This window comes from Seramator thermalis (genome assembly GCF_004138125.1).
Lineage (GTDB): Bacteria > Bacteroidota > Bacteroidia > Bacteroidales > Dysgonomonadaceae > Seramator > Seramator thermalis.
Genome location: NZ_RXHS01000008.1, coordinates 132,142 through 147,600 on the forward strand (window position 1 = coordinate 132,142; position 15,459 = coordinate 147,600).

A 15,459-nucleotide genomic window follows, 5' to 3' on the forward strand; every position below is an offset into this window, starting at 1 on the left:
CTCGTGTTCAAACAGTTTCAAAAATATAAATGAAAGAAAAGCTAATCAGTCCTGAAGATATTCGATGCCTACATCCAATTTTTCAGGGAAAATACGGAGATAAACTCATTAAATTCGGCGTAAAGTTAACCGCTCTTGATGTGGCAAATGCCGTATATGATGGATCGAAACATCTTTCGGGTCATGAATTTTGTACAGATTTGCTCGACAAGATGCAAGTTAAGAGGATTGTAAAAAATGCAGAAATACTGGAAAGCTTTAAAAACAAACCTTTCATTACAGTTTCTAATCATCCCTACGGACATATCGACGGCATCGCATTGATAGAGACCGTCGCTTCACGTGTTGATCATTACAAAGTAATGGTAAACTATATTTTGGGACTGATAGACACCATGTCCGAAAATTTCATCGCCGTTTCACCCTATAAATCCGAACAACCCGACAGTAAATCGCTTAACGGTATCAAAGAATGCATTGCCCACCTCAAGAAAGGATATCCCCTCGGATTTTTCCCTGCAGGATCCAATTCGCGATTAAAGTTTGTAAACGGTATTTTACGAATCTACGATCGTGCATGGCAACAATCGGTTATCAAACTGATTCAGAAAGCCAAAGTCCCCGTCATTCCGATTCACTTTTCGGGTCGAAACTCGCTATCATTCTATCTTACCCGTATCATTTTCGGATGGAGGGTGCAACCGGTTCGATTATGTCATGAGTTGAAAAATAAAAAAAACCATACCATGATCATTTCGATTGGGAATCCCATTATGCCCGAAGAAATCGCACAACATCCCAACGCTGACCAATTGGGAAATTTTTTGCGCGACAAAACGTATGCCTTAGCCAAAAACAAATAAAAATGTTTTATCTTTGAATTCGTTTCGTCACAATTTCGGACAAACAAGGGAAAATATTTATGGCAAAACAAAACATACAGCAGGTTAAACAACGTTTTTCGATTATTGGCGCTTCTCCCGAACTGGACAGAGCTATTGATATTGCTTTGCAAGTTGCCCCCACCGATTTATCTGTTTTAATTACCGGCGAAAGTGGCGTAGGAAAAGAAAATTTCCCCCAAATTATCCATCAATACAGTCGACGAAAACACGGCCCGTATTTCGCCATCAATTGTGGATCAATACCCGAAGGCACTATCGACTCCGAACTTTTTGGACACGAAAAAGGCTCATTTACAGGAGCTACAGCTACACGCAAGGGATATTTTGAAGTGGCAGACGGCGGCACCCTTTTCCTTGACGAAGTTGCTGAACTTCCACTCCCTACGCAGGCTCGACTGCTTCGCGTGCTTGAAACCGGAGAATTTATCAAAGTAGGTTCGTCGAAAGTCGAAAAAAGCGATGTACGAGTTGTAGCTGCAACCAATGTCAACATAGTCTATGCTGTAGAAAACGGGAAATTTAGAGAAGATTTGTATTACCGTTTAAACTCAGTACCCATTCGCGTGCCGGCTTTACGTGACCGCAAAGAAGATATTCCCTTGCTTTTTAAAAAATTTGCCAACGATTTTGCCGAAAAATACATGATGCCCCCCATCACACTAACGGACGCGGCTAAGGAAATGCTGAAAGAATATCGTTGGCCCGGAAACGTAAGACAACTGAAAAATATCACGGAACAAATCTCTATTATTGAGCAGGAAAGAATAATTACTCCCGAAATTTTAAAAACGTATCTTCCCGAAAACGAAGTTGGTATGCTACCGGTTGCTATCTCAAACATACACGACGCCGAGCAAAAAACATTTGCCAACGAAAGAGAAATTCTCTATCAAGTACTTTTCGATATGAAAAAAGACATCATGGATTTAAAACATGTGGTAAAGAATATCCTTTCAGGACAAACTGATCCATCTGCAACAAATTTGGACAAAACCGACACAAGAACCGGATATCCTTTCGTTGAACAGGAAACGGAAGCCATACCCGCTCTGCCTGTTAAATACAAAGAAACACCATCATCGTCGAGAGAAACTACTCCAACGAAAAAGCAGGTGGAAAACGATATTCTTGATGCCACAGAATATGAAGAGCAAGCATTATCGCTCGAGGAAGTCGAAAAAGATATGATAAAACGCGCCCTCGAACGACACGGTGGCAAAAGAAAATTGGCCGCAAACGATCTGAAAATATCCGAACGCACCCTTTACAGAAAAATCAAGGAATATAATCTGGAAAATCTATGAAAAGGGCTCTTCTTGCTTCAATAATTTTTATACTGCTACAATCGTGCTCCATCTCGTATAAATTTAACGGAGCATCTATCGATTACAACTTAACCAAAACCCTCCGTTTGGCTAACTTTCCAAATCAGGCCCCTCTTGTATATCCTCCGCTGGAACCTCGCTTCAATGAAGAACTAAAAGACATTTTTACGCGTAACACGAAACTGCGTTTTGTAAACCAAAACGCCGATATCGAAATCGAAGGTGAAATCGTTGGATATCAACTTACGCCTATGGCCGTGCAAGAAGATGCTCTTGCCTCCGAAACTCGACTGACGATGACCGTTCGAATGCGATATATCAACAATAAAATAGATGGTCAAAATAAAGAGGAAACATTTACCGCATATCGCAATTTCCCAAGCGACCGCGTTCTTACAGATGTTCAGGATCAGTTGATTAAAGAGCTCATTGACGATATCGTCGATCAGATTTTCAATTCTACCATGTCTAACTGGTAACTAATCAGCTTTGAGCCATGATGCAAAAAGAAGATTTAATGGAATATATGGCACATCCCGAAAAACTGGATCACGACTCATTGAGTGATTTGGACGATATCCTTCGTGAATGGCCATATTTTCAAACTGCAGATCTTCTAAAACTAAAAAATCTTCACAATCTGCAACATCCCGACTATGAGAATCAGCTAACTCGAACAGCTATTTTTTGTGCCGATCGTAAGCGGTTATTCTATCTGATAAACGATACTCGATTCGGACATTTTATCAATCGAACATCTGCAAATAAACCCGCCGAGCCAACTCAACAAGTCGATCGAACACAGAAACTTATCGATTCGTTTCTGGACACATATACCGATTCGTCAGAATTCTCTGCCTCTTCGTTAACCGATCCTGAAGCTAATTTGGCTTCGATGGACTACATCGCATACCTTTCAACCGTCGAGAATAGACAGTGGGATACGGAAGAAGAAGAATCGAATCCTCTTCAGCATCAGCACATGATCGATAGCTTTATCGAAAAAGTTGCCTCGCACGACATTTTTGCTTCTTTTCCCCAAAATGAAGAGGAAACAACTTCCGGAAAAACGGATAATCAAATCGACGAAGGCATTGAAGATGAGTTTCTGACGGAAACTTTAGCCAAAATTTATATCAAACAAAAAAAATACGAACCGGCACTTGCAATTATTCAACGATTAAGTTTGAATTTTCCAAAAAAAAGTGCTTACTTTGCAGACCAAATTCGATTCTTAGAACTTTTGATTTTCAACGAGAAAAATAAAAAACAATCTTAACATGTATATTTTTATTACAATTTTAATTTTGATCGCCTCTATTTTGATGATTCTCATCGTTTTGGTGCAAAAATCAAAAGGAGGCGGACTAGCTTCGGGGTTTGCGTCGTCAAACCAAATCATGGGTGTTAGAAAAACTACCGACTTCCTCGAAAAAACAACGTGGATTTTAGCAGGCACAATTCTCATATTGAGTATTGTCGCCGCAAAATTGACAACCTCGCAATCCAATGTTCCAAAATCGGAGGTCGATATTCAACAACCGGCTCCGCTCAATCCTGCTACCGCGCCTGACGTAACTGTGCCTATTCCTGCACAAACACCCACACAGCCGGCTGATGATCAACCTGCAAACGGGCAATAGCCCCCTCAATCGACAAATTAACGAAATTAATAAAAGACAAATAATAGAAGGCTGTTTCGGGTAGATACAGCCTTTTTTGTTTATCACTATTTTTACATCCAAATTTTAAAGAATTGTTTTTCAATTCTCTTTCTAACGATATTTTTGCTAAAACAGACAAAGATGAGAAAATCTGCAAGCATATACCTTATATTGTGCTTTATTCCGATATTTATTCAGGCTCAAAATAATTTCAGGCTCGACACTGTCAGGGTAGATAAAAATGACAGTCGCAACATCCACACCTATAAAAATAACGGCACAACCTCAGATGCACCGGAAAAAACAAACAAAGTAATTACAAAAAGCAACGAAATTAATGGTTTCGATAAAACGAAATTACGATTCGGCGCAAATCTCGGCCTTTCTCTCAGCAGGAATTATACAGTTCTCGGTTTGGGACCACAGATTGGCTATTCGTTTCGCAACCATTTCATGGCCGGGGCAGGCATCAAATATTATTATACCAAAACAAGGGCTTATGATTATGGAGATTCGTACTTGTATAAAAACAACCTTTTGGGTGCGAATATTTTCGGATACATCTACCCGATAAAATTTATTACGATATTTGCGCAGCCCGAATTGAATTATCTATGGACAAGTGTCGAAAACGAAACAACCAATGAAGTTTCGAAAGACAGCGGAATTGTGCCGTCAATAGTTGTGGGAGCAGGATTTAGACTTGGATTCACGCATATTACGTTCAATTACGATTTGATTCACGAAGTGAATTCGCCCTATCCGGAAGGATTATTTTTAGGCGTTTCGGCATTTTTTTGATTTTTTGTTAACGCAACACGATATCTTTTACCACATTCATCCCTGCCGCTTCGTTCAATTTGTCGATCAAATTTTGTTTATTCATTTGCAATTCGGCACGCAACACCGACGAAGATAGTTGCACATATAACACATTACGCTTCAGATAAACATTGCGTGTATACTCACCGACGCCCGATCCGAGCAATGTTTTCCAAGCTTCTACAGCCCTTCGTTCGGCAAGATTGGTTTTCAATACCGCATTGCCATCGAAATATTCGGATAAAATATCGCCTAACGATTTAGATTCTTGTTTTCTCATAACTTCATCTAAATATGGTTATTCAAAGACACGCGAAATATCGCCATTTTCCACCTTATAGATATGATAATCATGATCCGTTGCCGACAATATTTCATCCAACGACTCACGATTGGTATCCGAAATGAAAATTTGTCCAAAATCAGAACTCGAAACAAGTTTCACGATTTCTTCCACGCGCGAAGTATCTAATCGATCAAAAATATCATCGAGCAACAAAATAGGCGTAGTATGGGACATCACGCGCAAAAAACGAAATTGCGCCAGTTTAAGAGAAACGAAAAACGTCTTGTTTTGCCCCTGAGAACCGACTCTTCTGATCGGATAACCCTCGAGGAGCATTTCCAAATCGTCGCGATGAACACCCATTGTTGAATGTCCGAGAATCATGTCGCGCTGTCTTCCGGCTTTAAGTTGACGCGCAAAATCCGAGGCATGGAGTTGCGACACATATTCGAGTGATACCGATTCGCCTGAACGACTTATCTGTTTGTATATAAGATCAAAAATAGGAATGAACTGTTTGACAAAAGCGTTTCTTTTTTCGAATATGGATTGTCCTTCCTCAACCATTTGCTCCTCCCATAAATCGAGTAATGTCGGATCGATCTGTGAGGGTTCGTTTTTCAACAGAGCGTTTCTTTGCTGCAAAGCGTTGTTGTAGCGAATCAATGCATTCATGTATTCTTTGTCGAATTGCGATATAACCATATCGACAAATCGGCGACGTTCATCGCTTCCTCCCAAAATAATTTCGTTGTCGGCAGGCGAAATCATCACCAACGGAATAAAACCTATATGATCGGAGAGCCGGTCATAATCCTTTTTGTTTCGTTTGAATTGCTTTTTTTGATGTCGTCTGATAGCGCAATAAATTTCCTCGGTTTGCCGATTAGAAACATAATATCTCCCCTGAATCATGCACACATCGGCATCGTGACGTATGATCTGCGAATCGACGGGATTGATATGACTTTTACAAAAAGAAAGATAATATACGGCATCGAGCAAATTGGTTTTTCCCATGCCATTGTTGCCGATAAAGCAATTTATTTTTGGAGATAATTCGATATCTACTTGTTCCAGATTCTTGAAATTGAGGATGGATAGTTGTTGAAGAACCATAGCAATCTTCTTTTAAGTTTCGTCAATAAGTATTTGTTGCAATTCCTCCGGCGTTATATTCATCCTCAGCCTTCCCTGAGAAGCAAAAGTGATTCTTCCCGATTCTTCCGATACGATGATCACTTTGGCGTCGGTTTCCTGTGAAATACCTAGCCCCGCTCGATGACGCAACCCCAAATGCTTGGGGATGTTGGGATTTTGTGAAATAGGCAAAATACAACCGGCTGCTTTTATTTTTTTACCGACGATGATCATAGCTCCATCGTGCAACGGGCTATTTTTGAAAAAAATATTTTCTATCAGCCTCGACGAAACGTCGGCGTTAATGATTTCCCCCGTCTGTTCATACAAACTTAATTGAATGTCTCCTTGTATCACGATCAGTGCTCCGGTGTACGATTTTGCCATATTCATACAAGCAAGTACGATGGAGGTAAGATACGAGTTATCTTTCTTTTGTCTTTCGGAAGGAGCAAATAATTTATACACAAACCGCCATCCCTTACGAGAACCGAGCGACATCAGAAATCGACGTATTTCGTCTTGAAACAAGATGACCAGCAAGAAAAGCCCGATGCTCACAAACTGATCGAGGATCGATCCAAGCAGCACCATATTGAACACCTGCGACACCAACACCCAGATAATCAAAAACACCAGAACGCCCATAAACAATGGCCGCATTCCCGAAATTTTCACAAGGTGAAAAAGATAAAAAAGCAGAAGAGCAACTAGTACTACATCAATGAAATCCTTTATGCCGAAATGTGCAAACATACGATAAGGGTATAATTTATTATTTTTCGAATTTCTTTATCTCGGATACAATTTTGATACACTCTACAGCTTCCTTCACATCGTGAACGCGTAGAATATCGGCGCCATTGAGCAAAGAATAGGTATTTAATACCGATGTACCATTCAAACTCTCATTAGCAGATGTTTCGAGCAGTTTGTAGATCATCGATTTTCTTGAAATTCCAACTAAAATGGGAGCTTCGAAAATTTTGAAATAAGAAAGATAAGACATCAACTCGTAGTTCTGAGACAACGTTTTACTGAAACCAAAACCGGGATCAATGATAATGTCATTCACTCCCAACTGATTTAAAGAAGTCGTTTTTTGAGAAAAATAAAAAAGTATGTCCTGCAAAAAATTTTCGTATTGAGTCAATGACTGCATTGTTTGCGGTGTTCCTCGCATATGCATCAGAATATATGGGAGATTAAGTCGAGCAACCGTGTTAAACATACGTTCATCGATCTGTCCTCCCGAAATATCATTGATAATGTCCACTCCGAATTCCTCTGAGGCCATTGCCGCCACATCCGAGTAAAAGGTATCAATCGATAAAACGGCATCGGGAAATTCACGCCTCACACTTTTCAACGCGGGCCTAAGTCTTGCCATTTCTTCCGAAACACTCAAAAAGGGAGAAGAAGGAGCCGTAGATTGCGCACCCATGTCGATAATTAAACCACCTTCTTCCAAAATTTGGGCAACACGTTCTATAATCTGTTTTTCGTTGGTCTTTCGACTCTGAGCGTAGAACGAATCGGGAGTTATGTTGACTATTCCCATTACAATCGGAGTAGAAAGATCAACCAATGACCCACGTATATTAATACTCTTGCCCATATCACAAAGAAGAATTAGGTAATCGGTCAGGATAATCGATGGTATAATGCAAACCCCGACTTTCTTTTCGTTCTGTAGCCTGCTTTATGACCAGATAACTTACTTTGATAATGTTTCGCAATTCACAAATATCCCGCGAAACGACCGAACGCTGAAATAAATCTTCGGTTTCGCGAAACAGAATGTTGAGCCTGTCCATCGCTCTTTTCAAACGTAGATCGCTTCGAACTATGCCAACGTAAGACGACATGATCTCGCCCACTTCCTTATAGCTCTGCGTTACAAGCACCAACTCTTCTGGCCACGTAGTACCTTCGGCATTCCATTCGGGAATGCCCTCTTCAAAAGCATAATTTTGAAATCGCGGAATAGCATGCTTGGCTGCTGCATCGGCAAATACTACGGCTTCGATCAGTGAATTGGACGCTAATCGATTAGCTCCATGTAAACCTGTGCAGGCACATTCACCATTAGCATACAACCGACCGATACTCGATTCTCCATCCAAGTTGACACGAATTCCTCCGCACAAATAATGTGCAGCAGGTGCAACCGGAATGTAGTCTTTTGTGATATCTATTCCGTATGACAAACACTTCTCGTAGATTGTCGGAAAGTGTTTCCGAGTTTCGTCCGGATCCTTATGGGTTACGTCAAGATAAACATGATCGTCCCCGCGAATTTTCATTTCGGTATCAATAGCACGAGCAACAATATCACGTGGCGCGAGCGATTTTCGAGGATCGTATTTATCCATGAACTCTTTGCCGTCTTTCGTACGCAGAATGCCCCCGTAGCCACGCATTGCTTCACTAATCAGAAACGAAGGCCGATCGCCCGGATGGTAAAGAGCCGTTGGATGAAACTGCACAAACTCCATCCCTTTAATTTCGCCTTTGGCACGTGCGACCATTGCAATGCCGTCGCCGGTGGCAACCAAAGGATTCGTCGTTGTGTGATAAATGCAACCTATTCCGCCGGTAGCCATCATCGTTATCCGAGAAAGGAATGTATCCACCCTGCCTGTGGCCTGATCAAGAATATAAGCCCCATAGCATTCGATGCCTTGCGTATGACGTGTGACAACCCTCCCCAAGTGGTGTTGTGTTAGAATATCGATAGCAAAATGATTGTCGAAAACATCGATGTTGGGATGACTTCGGACGGTATCGATCAAACTCACCTGAATTTCGGCACCCGTATTATCCTTGTGATGAAGAATTCGAAATTCTGAATGGCCACCTTCTTTATGCAGATCAAAATGACCGGTTTCGTCCTTATCGAAATCGACCCCCCAACTAATGAGTTCTTTTATTTGATTGGGGGCTTCACGAACGACTTTTTCCACGGCTTTTACGTCGCAAATTCCGGCACCCGCATCCAGTGTGTCGGCAATATGTTTTTCGAAATTGTCCCAAGGATTGGTGACCGAAGCTACTCCACCCTGAGCAAAATATGTATTGGCCTCTTCGAGAGAATTCTTGGCGATAATAGCTACTTTACCATATTTGGCAACTTTCAGGGCAAAACTCATGCCGGCAATTCCTGACCCGATCACTAAAAAATCATATCTGTAAACCATCTTGGGAATCTTAAATCTTTTACATCTACAAATTTACGCAATTAAGTTCAATTTAAAAGATACAGCATTCGAATAATGTTTTCACAAAACATAAAACGCCATAAAAATATACGCAAAAATATTGTGTTAAATTGCTCAATTATATTGTTTTATTGCAATTAAAATATTTTCTTTGATACAAAATATTTTTGAAACGTACAAATCAATCCAAACTCCTATGAAATCACACCTATTCATCTTGCTATTAACACTCTGCTTATTCACTGTTATGGGATATGCAAACGAAGCGACTCAAACGAACGATTCAGTTGTGACGCTTCGCGGGAGAGTGCTTGGCGCAGACACCAATCAGCCATTGGTTTATGCAAGTGTAACGGTAAAAAATTCCAACATATCGAGTGTTACCAACCAAGATGGCTACTTCTCGATACGTGTTCCTTTATCGGCGAAAAATTCTCAACTTATCATTCGCCATCTTAGCTATGCAAATAAAGCCATTCCGATAATCACTCTTATCGATAATCCTAACAATCACATATTGATGAGCCCATCATCAATCCCGTTGAAGGAAATTGAAATTGTTTCGGGAGACGGGGCTCCTTTGATAAAAGAAGCACTTCAAAAAATACCTGTCAACTATTCTGATGAACCGAACATGATGATTGCATTTTATCGTGAATCTATCAAAAAGGGAAACAATTATATTTCACTCGTCGAAGCGGTTCTTGATATTTATAAAGCACCTTACCACTCTTACAGCGATGATCAGGCGCGTATTTACATCGGACGCAAAGCCACGGATATAACTCCGCGCGATACCGTAATGCTGAAATTTCAGGGAGGGATCAGTGATGCACTCTTACTCGATGTTGCCAAAAATCCGGAAATAGTTTTCGGAAAAGAAGGGGAAGAATATATTTTCAATATCGAGGGCACTACCAATATCAATAATAAACCTCAATACATCATTTCGTTCTTGCCAATGGTCTCCGGTCAAGATATCCTCTTTCGTGGCACGATTTATCTGGACGTCAATAGCCTGGCTTTTTCGAGAATAGACTTTAACATGAATGTAGAAGGACGAAAAGATGCATCGAATATTTTCATCAAACGCAAACCGGCCAAAATGAAAGTAAATATGGAACATGCGGCCTACACTGTAAACTACATCGAGAGCAATGGAAAATGGTATTTTAATTACTGCAAAACCGACGTTGCATTCAAAGTGAGATGGACCAATCGATTCTTCGGATTGTTTTCAACCACCTACACTATTGGCTCCGAAATGGCAATTACCGATCGTTACAGCAACGGTGTGGTAAAATTTCCTCGTCAGGAACGTATCAAATCTACAGATGTGATCGCGGAAAAAGTGGAATATTTTCAAGATCCCGATTTTTGGGGCGATTACAATGTAATCGAGCCTGATCAGGAAATCACGAAAGCAATCAAACGACTGAGCGAAAAACTTCGTCGCCGCGAATAACAAAAATCATATTTTCAGAATTGCTTGTCGAATAAAAAAATAACTCTTATCTTTGCAACCCGAAAGTTATTTATTTAATAAACTCAACATGTATTTAGACGCAGAAAAAAAGAAAGAAATCTTCGCCAAATACGGAAAGTCTAACACTGATACTGGCTCACCTGAAGCTCAGATTGCATTGTTTTCATACCGTATTTCGCATTTGACCGAACACTTGAAGTCAAATAAGAAAGATTATAACACGGAACGTTCGTTGAGAATTTTAGTAGGCAAACGCCGCCGGCTGCTCGACTATTTGATCGAAACAGATATCGAAAGATATCGCTCTATCATCAAAGAATTGAACATCAGAAAATAATTATTTCTCACGAAAAAATTGAATGAGAGGCTGCCGAGCAAAATGCTAAGCAGCCTCTATCTATTTTGTCATACAAAGCAATTATGCCGCAAAAACACAATTGGATTCCTAAACGCAATATTACAACATCTTATTTTTCAATGCTTTTATGTAGTTAGGTAGTTAGAGCATCAATATCGTGATCGTTTGTATTCTGTCCAAAACGCTATTTATTCCCACTCATTTCTCCCTCTTCCATTCCTTTTCCATTCTATAGCTCCGAGGCAACTCCATGGCAACTCCCATGTAACTCCAACGCAACTCCTACTCTACGCTGATGAGTATTTTGTAGTTATTCAACAATATTGTCCTTCCATAGCCGCAACGGACACACTGGTCATTTCTGAGCAGTTTTCCTCCATTTCTCGAAAAAAATAACAAAGGCTGACATAGCAAAATGCTAGTCAACCTCTGCACATTCTATCAATTTTGTGTTTCGCTGCCGTTATCCGCCAAATGCACAATTGGGCTGTGTCACCACTTTAAAAAAGTCGTTTCCTTTGTCATCCACCAGAATAAATGCAGGGAAATCCTCCACTTCTATTTTCCAAATTGCTTCCATTCCCAATTCGGGATATTCCACACATTCGAGACTTTTAATATTGTTCTGAGCCAAAATTGCAGCAGGGCCTCCAATGCTACCCAAATAGAACCCGCCATATTTTTTACATGCATCGGTGACTTGCTGGCTACGATTACCTTTAGCCAACATAATCAGGCTGCCGCCGTGCGATTGAAATAAATCGACATACGAATCCATACGTCCTGCAGTAGTTGGACCCATCGAACCGGACACATATCCCTTTGGCGTTTTGGCCGGACCGGCATAATAAATCGGATGATCCTTGAAATATTGCGGGAGGTCTTCTCCCCGATCCAGACGTTCTTTAAGTTTGGCATGAGCCATATCGCGAGCAACGATAATTGTGCCATTGAGTGACAAGCGTGTCGAAACAGGATATTTTGTCAAATCGGCCAAAATCTCTTTCATCGGACGATTCAAATCTATTTTCACGCCACCGGCTTCGCCTGCCTGACGATATTTTTCGGGAATCAAACGACCGGGATTATCTTCGAGTTTCTCAATCCAAATGCCATCTTTATTGATTTTTGCCTTAATGTTGCGGTCAGCCGAACACGAAACTCCCATTCCGATAGGACACGATGCACCATGACGCGGAAGTCGGATCACGCGGACATCATGAGCAAAATACTTTCCGCCAAACTGTGCCCCCAGTCCCAATTTTTCGGAAGCCTTCTTCAAGCGCTCTTCCAGCTCGAGATCGCGAAATGCCTGTCCATATTCATTCCCTTCGGTAGGAATATTATCGTAATATTTAGCCGATGCCAATTTCACGGTTTTCAGATTAGCTTCAGCCGAAGTACCGCCAATGACAAATGCTATATGATAAGGCGGACAGGCAGCTGTGCCTAACGATTGCATCTTTTCGATCAGATAATTTTCGAGTTTACCGGGGGTAAGCAAGGCCTTCGTTTCTTGATAGAGATAAGTTTTGTTTGCCGATCCGCCACCTTTGGCAATACACAGAAATTTATATTCGTTGCCTTGAACGGCATACAAGTCGATTTGAGCAGGCAGATTACACCCTGTGTTTACTTCATCGTACATATTGAGAGGCGCATTTTGCGAATAACGCAGATTTTCGTTTACAAACGTATTGTAAACACCATGCGAAAGTGCTTCTTCGTCATTGCCACCTGTCCAAATTTGCTGACCTTTTTTACCGATGATGATTGCTGTACCTGTATCCTGACAGAATGGAAGTATGCCTTTGGCCGCAATTTCGGCATTGCGCAAAAATGTGAGCGCTACGAATTTATCGTTTTCGCTTGCTTCCGGATCATCCAAAATTTTCGCAACTTGTTGCTGATGTTCAGGACGAAGCAAAAATTCCACATCGCGAAAGGCGGTTTGAGCCATTAGCGTAAGCCCTTCTGGCTGAATTTTTAGAATTTCTTTCCCTTCGAATTCCGAAACCGAAACATAATCTTTCGTCAACAAATAATATTCGGTATCGTCTTTCGATATCGGGAAGGGCTCTTGATAAACGAATGGTTTAGTTGCCATAAATTAATTTTTAGTGTGTTGGATTAGTTGTATTCCACTTTGCACAAAATTACGAATAAATTCACTTTTCCTGAAATCGCTGCGATTAAAAAAGCGAAAATCGAAGAAACCGATTTATTATTGAATCGGATAAGGATATACAGATTTTCCGTTTTTTTAGAGTAATTCTTAGAGACATTTACCTAAATAGCGCTAATTTTGTACCAAACTTCTGAAAGGCTTGTTTATGACCGACAAAATTAAGCATGAATGCGGGATAGCACTTATCCGCCTCTTGAAACCCCTCGAATATTATTACGAAAAATACGGCACGTGGCAATATGGCCTCGAAAAGTTGTATTTGCTTATGGAAAAGCAGCACAACCGCGGACAAGAAGGCGCGGGGCTGGCTTCGGTAAAGCTTGATGCAGCACCGGGAACCGAATATATTTTCAGAGAAAGGGGTTTAGGATCGAATGCGATTCCCGAAATATTCGAGAATGCACAGAAAAAATTTCGTGAGGTCGGTGCAGAAAAACTGAATGATGCGGATTTTGTCAAGAAAAACGTTCCTTATGCGGGAGAGCTGTTTCTGGGGCATCTCCGCTATAGCACAACGGGGCGGACAGGATTGACCTACGTACACCCATTATTGCGGCGCAACAATTGGGCTTCTCGTAGTCTCTTGCTTGCCGGAAATTTCAACATGACCAATGTGGACGAGATGTTTATTCAACTTATTTCGGAAGGACAACACCCCCGGGATACAGCCGACACGTTTGTCATACTCGAATCACTGGGACATTATCTCGACAGGGAAGTTCAGTATCAATACGATCACATTGAAAAAGAAGGTCTTACAGGGCAACAAATCAGCAATTTGATCGAACAGCGGCTCGATATCTCATTTTTGCTGAAACGCGCCTGCAAAATCTGGGATGGCGGTTATGTGATCAGCGGATTGATTGGTTGTGGAGACGCTTTCGCAATGCGCGATCCGTGGGGCATTCGTCCTGCTTTTTATTATCATGACGATGAGGTGGTTGTGGTAGCATCCGAACGTCCGGTAATTCAAACAGCTTTCAATCTGAAAAAAGAAGATGTGCACGAACTACAACCCGGCCAAGCACTTATCGTGAAACGCAACGGGCGCTTCATTTTGGATCAGATTGCCGAAAAAAAAGAAAAAATTACACCTTGTTCTTTCGAACGTATCTATTTTTCGCGCGGATCGGATTACGACATCTATCGCGAACGAAAGAAACTCGGAGAATTGCTGATCCCGAAAATTTTGAAAACTATCGACTACGATTTCGATCATACCGTTTTTTCATTTATCCCGAATACGGCTGAAGTTGCATACTTTGGAATGCTTGAAGCACTCGAAAAATATTGCAACGAACAAAAAGCAAAGGAAATTAGCGAAAAAAACGGCTCGCTGACGCAAGCCGACATTCAGCAAATTCTTTCGCGAAGGGTTCGTTCGGAAAAAGTGGCGATCAAAGATATCAAATTGCGAACCTTTATTGCCGGCGGCAATACACGCAATGATTTGGCAGCACATGTTTACGATATCACCTACGGATCGCTGCGTCGCAATGAAGATACACTGGTTATTATTGACGACAGCATTGTGCGAGGAACTACCCTTAAACAAAGCATCATTAAAATCCTCGATCGACTCGATCCGGTAAAAATTGTCATCGTATCATCGTCGCCTCAAATTCGATATCCCGATTATTACGGCATCGACATGTCGCGCTTGAGCGAATTCATCGCATTCAAAGCAGCTATGCAATTGCTGAAAGAGCGAGGAATGCAGGATTTAATTGACGATGTCTATCGAAAATCTCTGGCTCAAAAAGACAAGAAAAAGGAAGAGATTGTCAATTATGTGAAGGAACTTTACGCTCCCTTTACCGACGAAGAAATATCCGACAAAATTGCACAAATGCTTACCCCTGAGGATACGAAAGCAGAAGTAGAAATCGTTTTTCAATCCATCGAAGATCTGCACAGGGCTTGTCCCGAACATGCAGGCGACTGGTATTTTTCGGGAGATTATCCTACACCCGGAGGGAACAGAATGGTGAATTATGCTTTTATAAATTATATGCAGGGACAGGAAAACCGACCTTACCAATTTAAGTTGAATTTTTAAAAAGG

General features: G+C 41.1%; 15 protein-coding genes. 9 read left to right on the forward strand and 6 right to left on the reverse strand.

Translation table 11 applies throughout. The annotated features are described in order from the left end of the window. Window positions 1–29: 29 nt before the first annotated feature. The 6 genes from EJN84_RS07765 (at window position 30) to EJN84_RS07790 (ending at window position 4,695) form a co-directional block, all read left to right on the forward strand. Window positions 30–863, forward strand: coding sequence for a 1-acyl-sn-glycerol-3-phosphate acyltransferase (locus tag EJN84_RS07765; protein WP_101486567.1), 834 nt, complete (start codon window positions 30–32; stop codon window positions 861–863). A 59-nt stretch (window positions 864–922) separates the two neighbouring features. Further along, a complete protein-coding gene (locus EJN84_RS07770) occupies window positions 923–2,209 on the forward strand; it encodes a sigma-54 interaction domain-containing protein (RefSeq protein ID WP_129594885.1) in 1,287 nt (428 codons plus the stop codon). Then, the gene (gene lptE / locus EJN84_RS07775; protein ID WP_129594886.1) at window positions 2,206–2,709 is read left to right on the forward strand and encodes an LPS assembly lipoprotein LptE; all 504 of its coding nucleotides are present in this window, start codon (window positions 2,206–2,208) and stop codon (window positions 2,707–2,709) included. The genes EJN84_RS07770 and lptE overlap by 4 nt, the downstream gene beginning before the upstream one ends. A 17-nt stretch (window positions 2,710–2,726) precedes the next feature. Further along, window positions 2,727–3,509 (forward strand): tetratricopeptide repeat protein, encoded by a 783-nt coding sequence (locus EJN84_RS07780; protein ID WP_129594887.1) that lies wholly within the window; start codon window positions 2,727–2,729, stop codon window positions 3,507–3,509. Window position 3,510: 1 nt separating this feature from the next. After that, entirely contained in the window at window positions 3,511–3,873 is a 363-nt protein-coding gene (secG, locus tag EJN84_RS07785) for a preprotein translocase subunit SecG (RefSeq protein ID WP_129594888.1), read from the forward strand. Window positions 3,874–4,035: 162 nt separating this feature from the next. Next, window positions 4,036–4,695 (forward strand): hypothetical protein, encoded by a 660-nt coding sequence (locus EJN84_RS07790; protein ID WP_129594889.1) that lies wholly within the window; start codon window positions 4,036–4,038, stop codon window positions 4,693–4,695. Window positions 4,696–4,702: 7 nt separating this feature from the next. Here the strand turns inward: EJN84_RS07790 and EJN84_RS07795 are convergent, their stop codons facing one another. The 5 genes from EJN84_RS07795 to nadB are packed head-to-tail and all read right to left on the reverse strand — an operon-like array spanning window position 4,703 to window position 9,342. Then, on the reverse strand, window positions 4,703–4,996 hold the full coding sequence (locus EJN84_RS07795) for a DUF721 domain-containing protein (RefSeq protein ID WP_129594890.1): 294 nt from the start codon (window positions 4,994–4,996) through the stop codon (window positions 4,703–4,705). A gap of 18 nt (window positions 4,997–5,014) precedes the next feature. Beyond that, on the reverse strand, window positions 5,015–6,121 hold the full coding sequence (gene recF / locus EJN84_RS07800; protein ID WP_129594891.1) for a DNA replication/repair protein RecF: 1,107 nt from the start codon (window positions 6,119–6,121) through the stop codon (window positions 5,015–5,017). A 12-nt stretch (window positions 6,122–6,133) separates the two neighbouring features. Then, entirely contained in the window at window positions 6,134–6,898 is a 765-nt protein-coding gene (gene cdaA / locus EJN84_RS07805) for a diadenylate cyclase CdaA (RefSeq protein ID WP_129594892.1), read from the reverse strand. A gap of 19 nt (window positions 6,899–6,917) precedes the next feature. Next, the gene (folP, locus tag EJN84_RS07810) at window positions 6,918–7,760 is read right to left on the reverse strand and encodes a dihydropteroate synthase (protein WP_129594893.1); all 843 of its coding nucleotides are present in this window, start codon (window positions 7,758–7,760) and stop codon (window positions 6,918–6,920) included. A gap of 1 nt (window position 7,761) precedes the next feature. Further along, on the reverse strand, window positions 7,762–9,342 hold the full coding sequence (nadB, locus tag EJN84_RS07815; protein ID WP_129594894.1) for an L-aspartate oxidase: 1,581 nt from the start codon (window positions 9,340–9,342) through the stop codon (window positions 7,762–7,764). Between the two features lie 217 nt (window positions 9,343–9,559). Between nadB and EJN84_RS07820 the strand changes: the two genes are divergently transcribed. Together EJN84_RS07820 and rpsO are read left to right on the forward strand one after the other, a co-directional pair. Further along, window positions 9,560–10,828 carry a carboxypeptidase-like regulatory domain-containing protein gene (locus tag EJN84_RS07820; protein ID WP_129594895.1) on the forward strand — a complete coding sequence of 423 codons (1,269 nt, stop codon included), beginning with the start codon at window positions 9,560–9,562 and terminating at the stop codon, window positions 10,826–10,828. 88 nt (window positions 10,829–10,916) lie between these two features. Then, on the forward strand, window positions 10,917–11,186 hold the full coding sequence (gene rpsO / locus EJN84_RS07825; protein WP_129594896.1) for a 30S ribosomal protein S15: 270 nt from the start codon (window positions 10,917–10,919) through the stop codon (window positions 11,184–11,186). A gap of 484 nt (window positions 11,187–11,670) precedes the next feature. On the opposite strand, the gene EJN84_RS07830 is transcribed toward rpsO, so the two are convergent. Next, window positions 11,671–13,314 (reverse strand): fumarate hydratase, encoded by a 1,644-nt coding sequence (locus tag EJN84_RS07830; protein ID WP_129594897.1) that lies wholly within the window; start codon window positions 13,312–13,314, stop codon window positions 11,671–11,673. Between the two features lie 226 nt (window positions 13,315–13,540). Here EJN84_RS07830 and EJN84_RS07835 point away from each other — a divergent pair, with 226 nt between their 5' ends. Beyond that, window positions 13,541–15,454, forward strand: coding sequence for an amidophosphoribosyltransferase (locus tag EJN84_RS07835; protein ID WP_129594898.1), 1,914 nt, complete (start codon window positions 13,541–13,543; stop codon window positions 15,452–15,454). Window positions 15,455–15,459: the final 5 nt, after the last annotated feature.

Coding starts and splice junctions, on each gene's coding strand:
- EJN84_RS07765 (WP_101486567.1), top strand. CDS start 30: ATGAAAGAAAAGCTAATCAGTCCTGAAGATATTCGATGCCTACATCCA.
- EJN84_RS07770 (WP_129594885.1), top strand. CDS start 923: ATGGCAAAACAAAACATACAGCAGGTTAAACAACGTTTTTCGATTATT.
- lptE (WP_129594886.1), top strand. CDS start 2,206: ATGAAAAGGGCTCTTCTTGCTTCAATAATTTTTATACTGCTACAATCG.
- EJN84_RS07780 (WP_129594887.1), top strand. CDS start 2,727: ATGATGCAAAAAGAAGATTTAATGGAATATATGGCACATCCCGAAAAA.
- secG (WP_129594888.1), top strand. CDS start 3,511: ATGTATATTTTTATTACAATTTTAATTTTGATCGCCTCTATTTTGATG.
- EJN84_RS07790 (WP_129594889.1), top strand. CDS start 4,036: ATGAGAAAATCTGCAAGCATATACCTTATATTGTGCTTTATTCCGATA.
- EJN84_RS07795 (WP_129594890.1), bottom strand. CDS start 4,996: ATGAGAAAACAAGAATCTAAATCGTTAGGCGATATTTTATCCGAATAT.
- recF (WP_129594891.1), bottom strand. CDS start 6,121: ATGGTTCTTCAACAACTATCCATCCTCAATTTCAAGAATCTGGAACAA.
- cdaA (WP_129594892.1), bottom strand. CDS start 6,898: ATGTTTGCACATTTCGGCATAAAGGATTTCATTGATGTAGTACTAGTT.
- folP (WP_129594893.1), bottom strand. CDS start 7,760: ATGGGCAAGAGTATTAATATACGTGGGTCATTGGTTGATCTTTCTACT.
- nadB (WP_129594894.1), bottom strand. CDS start 9,342: ATGGTTTACAGATATGATTTTTTAGTGATCGGGTCAGGAATTGCCGGC.
- EJN84_RS07820 (WP_129594895.1), top strand. CDS start 9,560: ATGAAATCACACCTATTCATCTTGCTATTAACACTCTGCTTATTCACT.
- rpsO (WP_129594896.1), top strand. CDS start 10,917: ATGTATTTAGACGCAGAAAAAAAGAAAGAAATCTTCGCCAAATACGGA.
- EJN84_RS07830 (WP_129594897.1), bottom strand. CDS start 13,314: ATGGCAACTAAACCATTCGTTTATCAAGAGCCCTTCCCGATATCGAAA.
- EJN84_RS07835 (WP_129594898.1), top strand. CDS start 13,541: ATGACCGACAAAATTAAGCATGAATGCGGGATAGCACTTATCCGCCTC.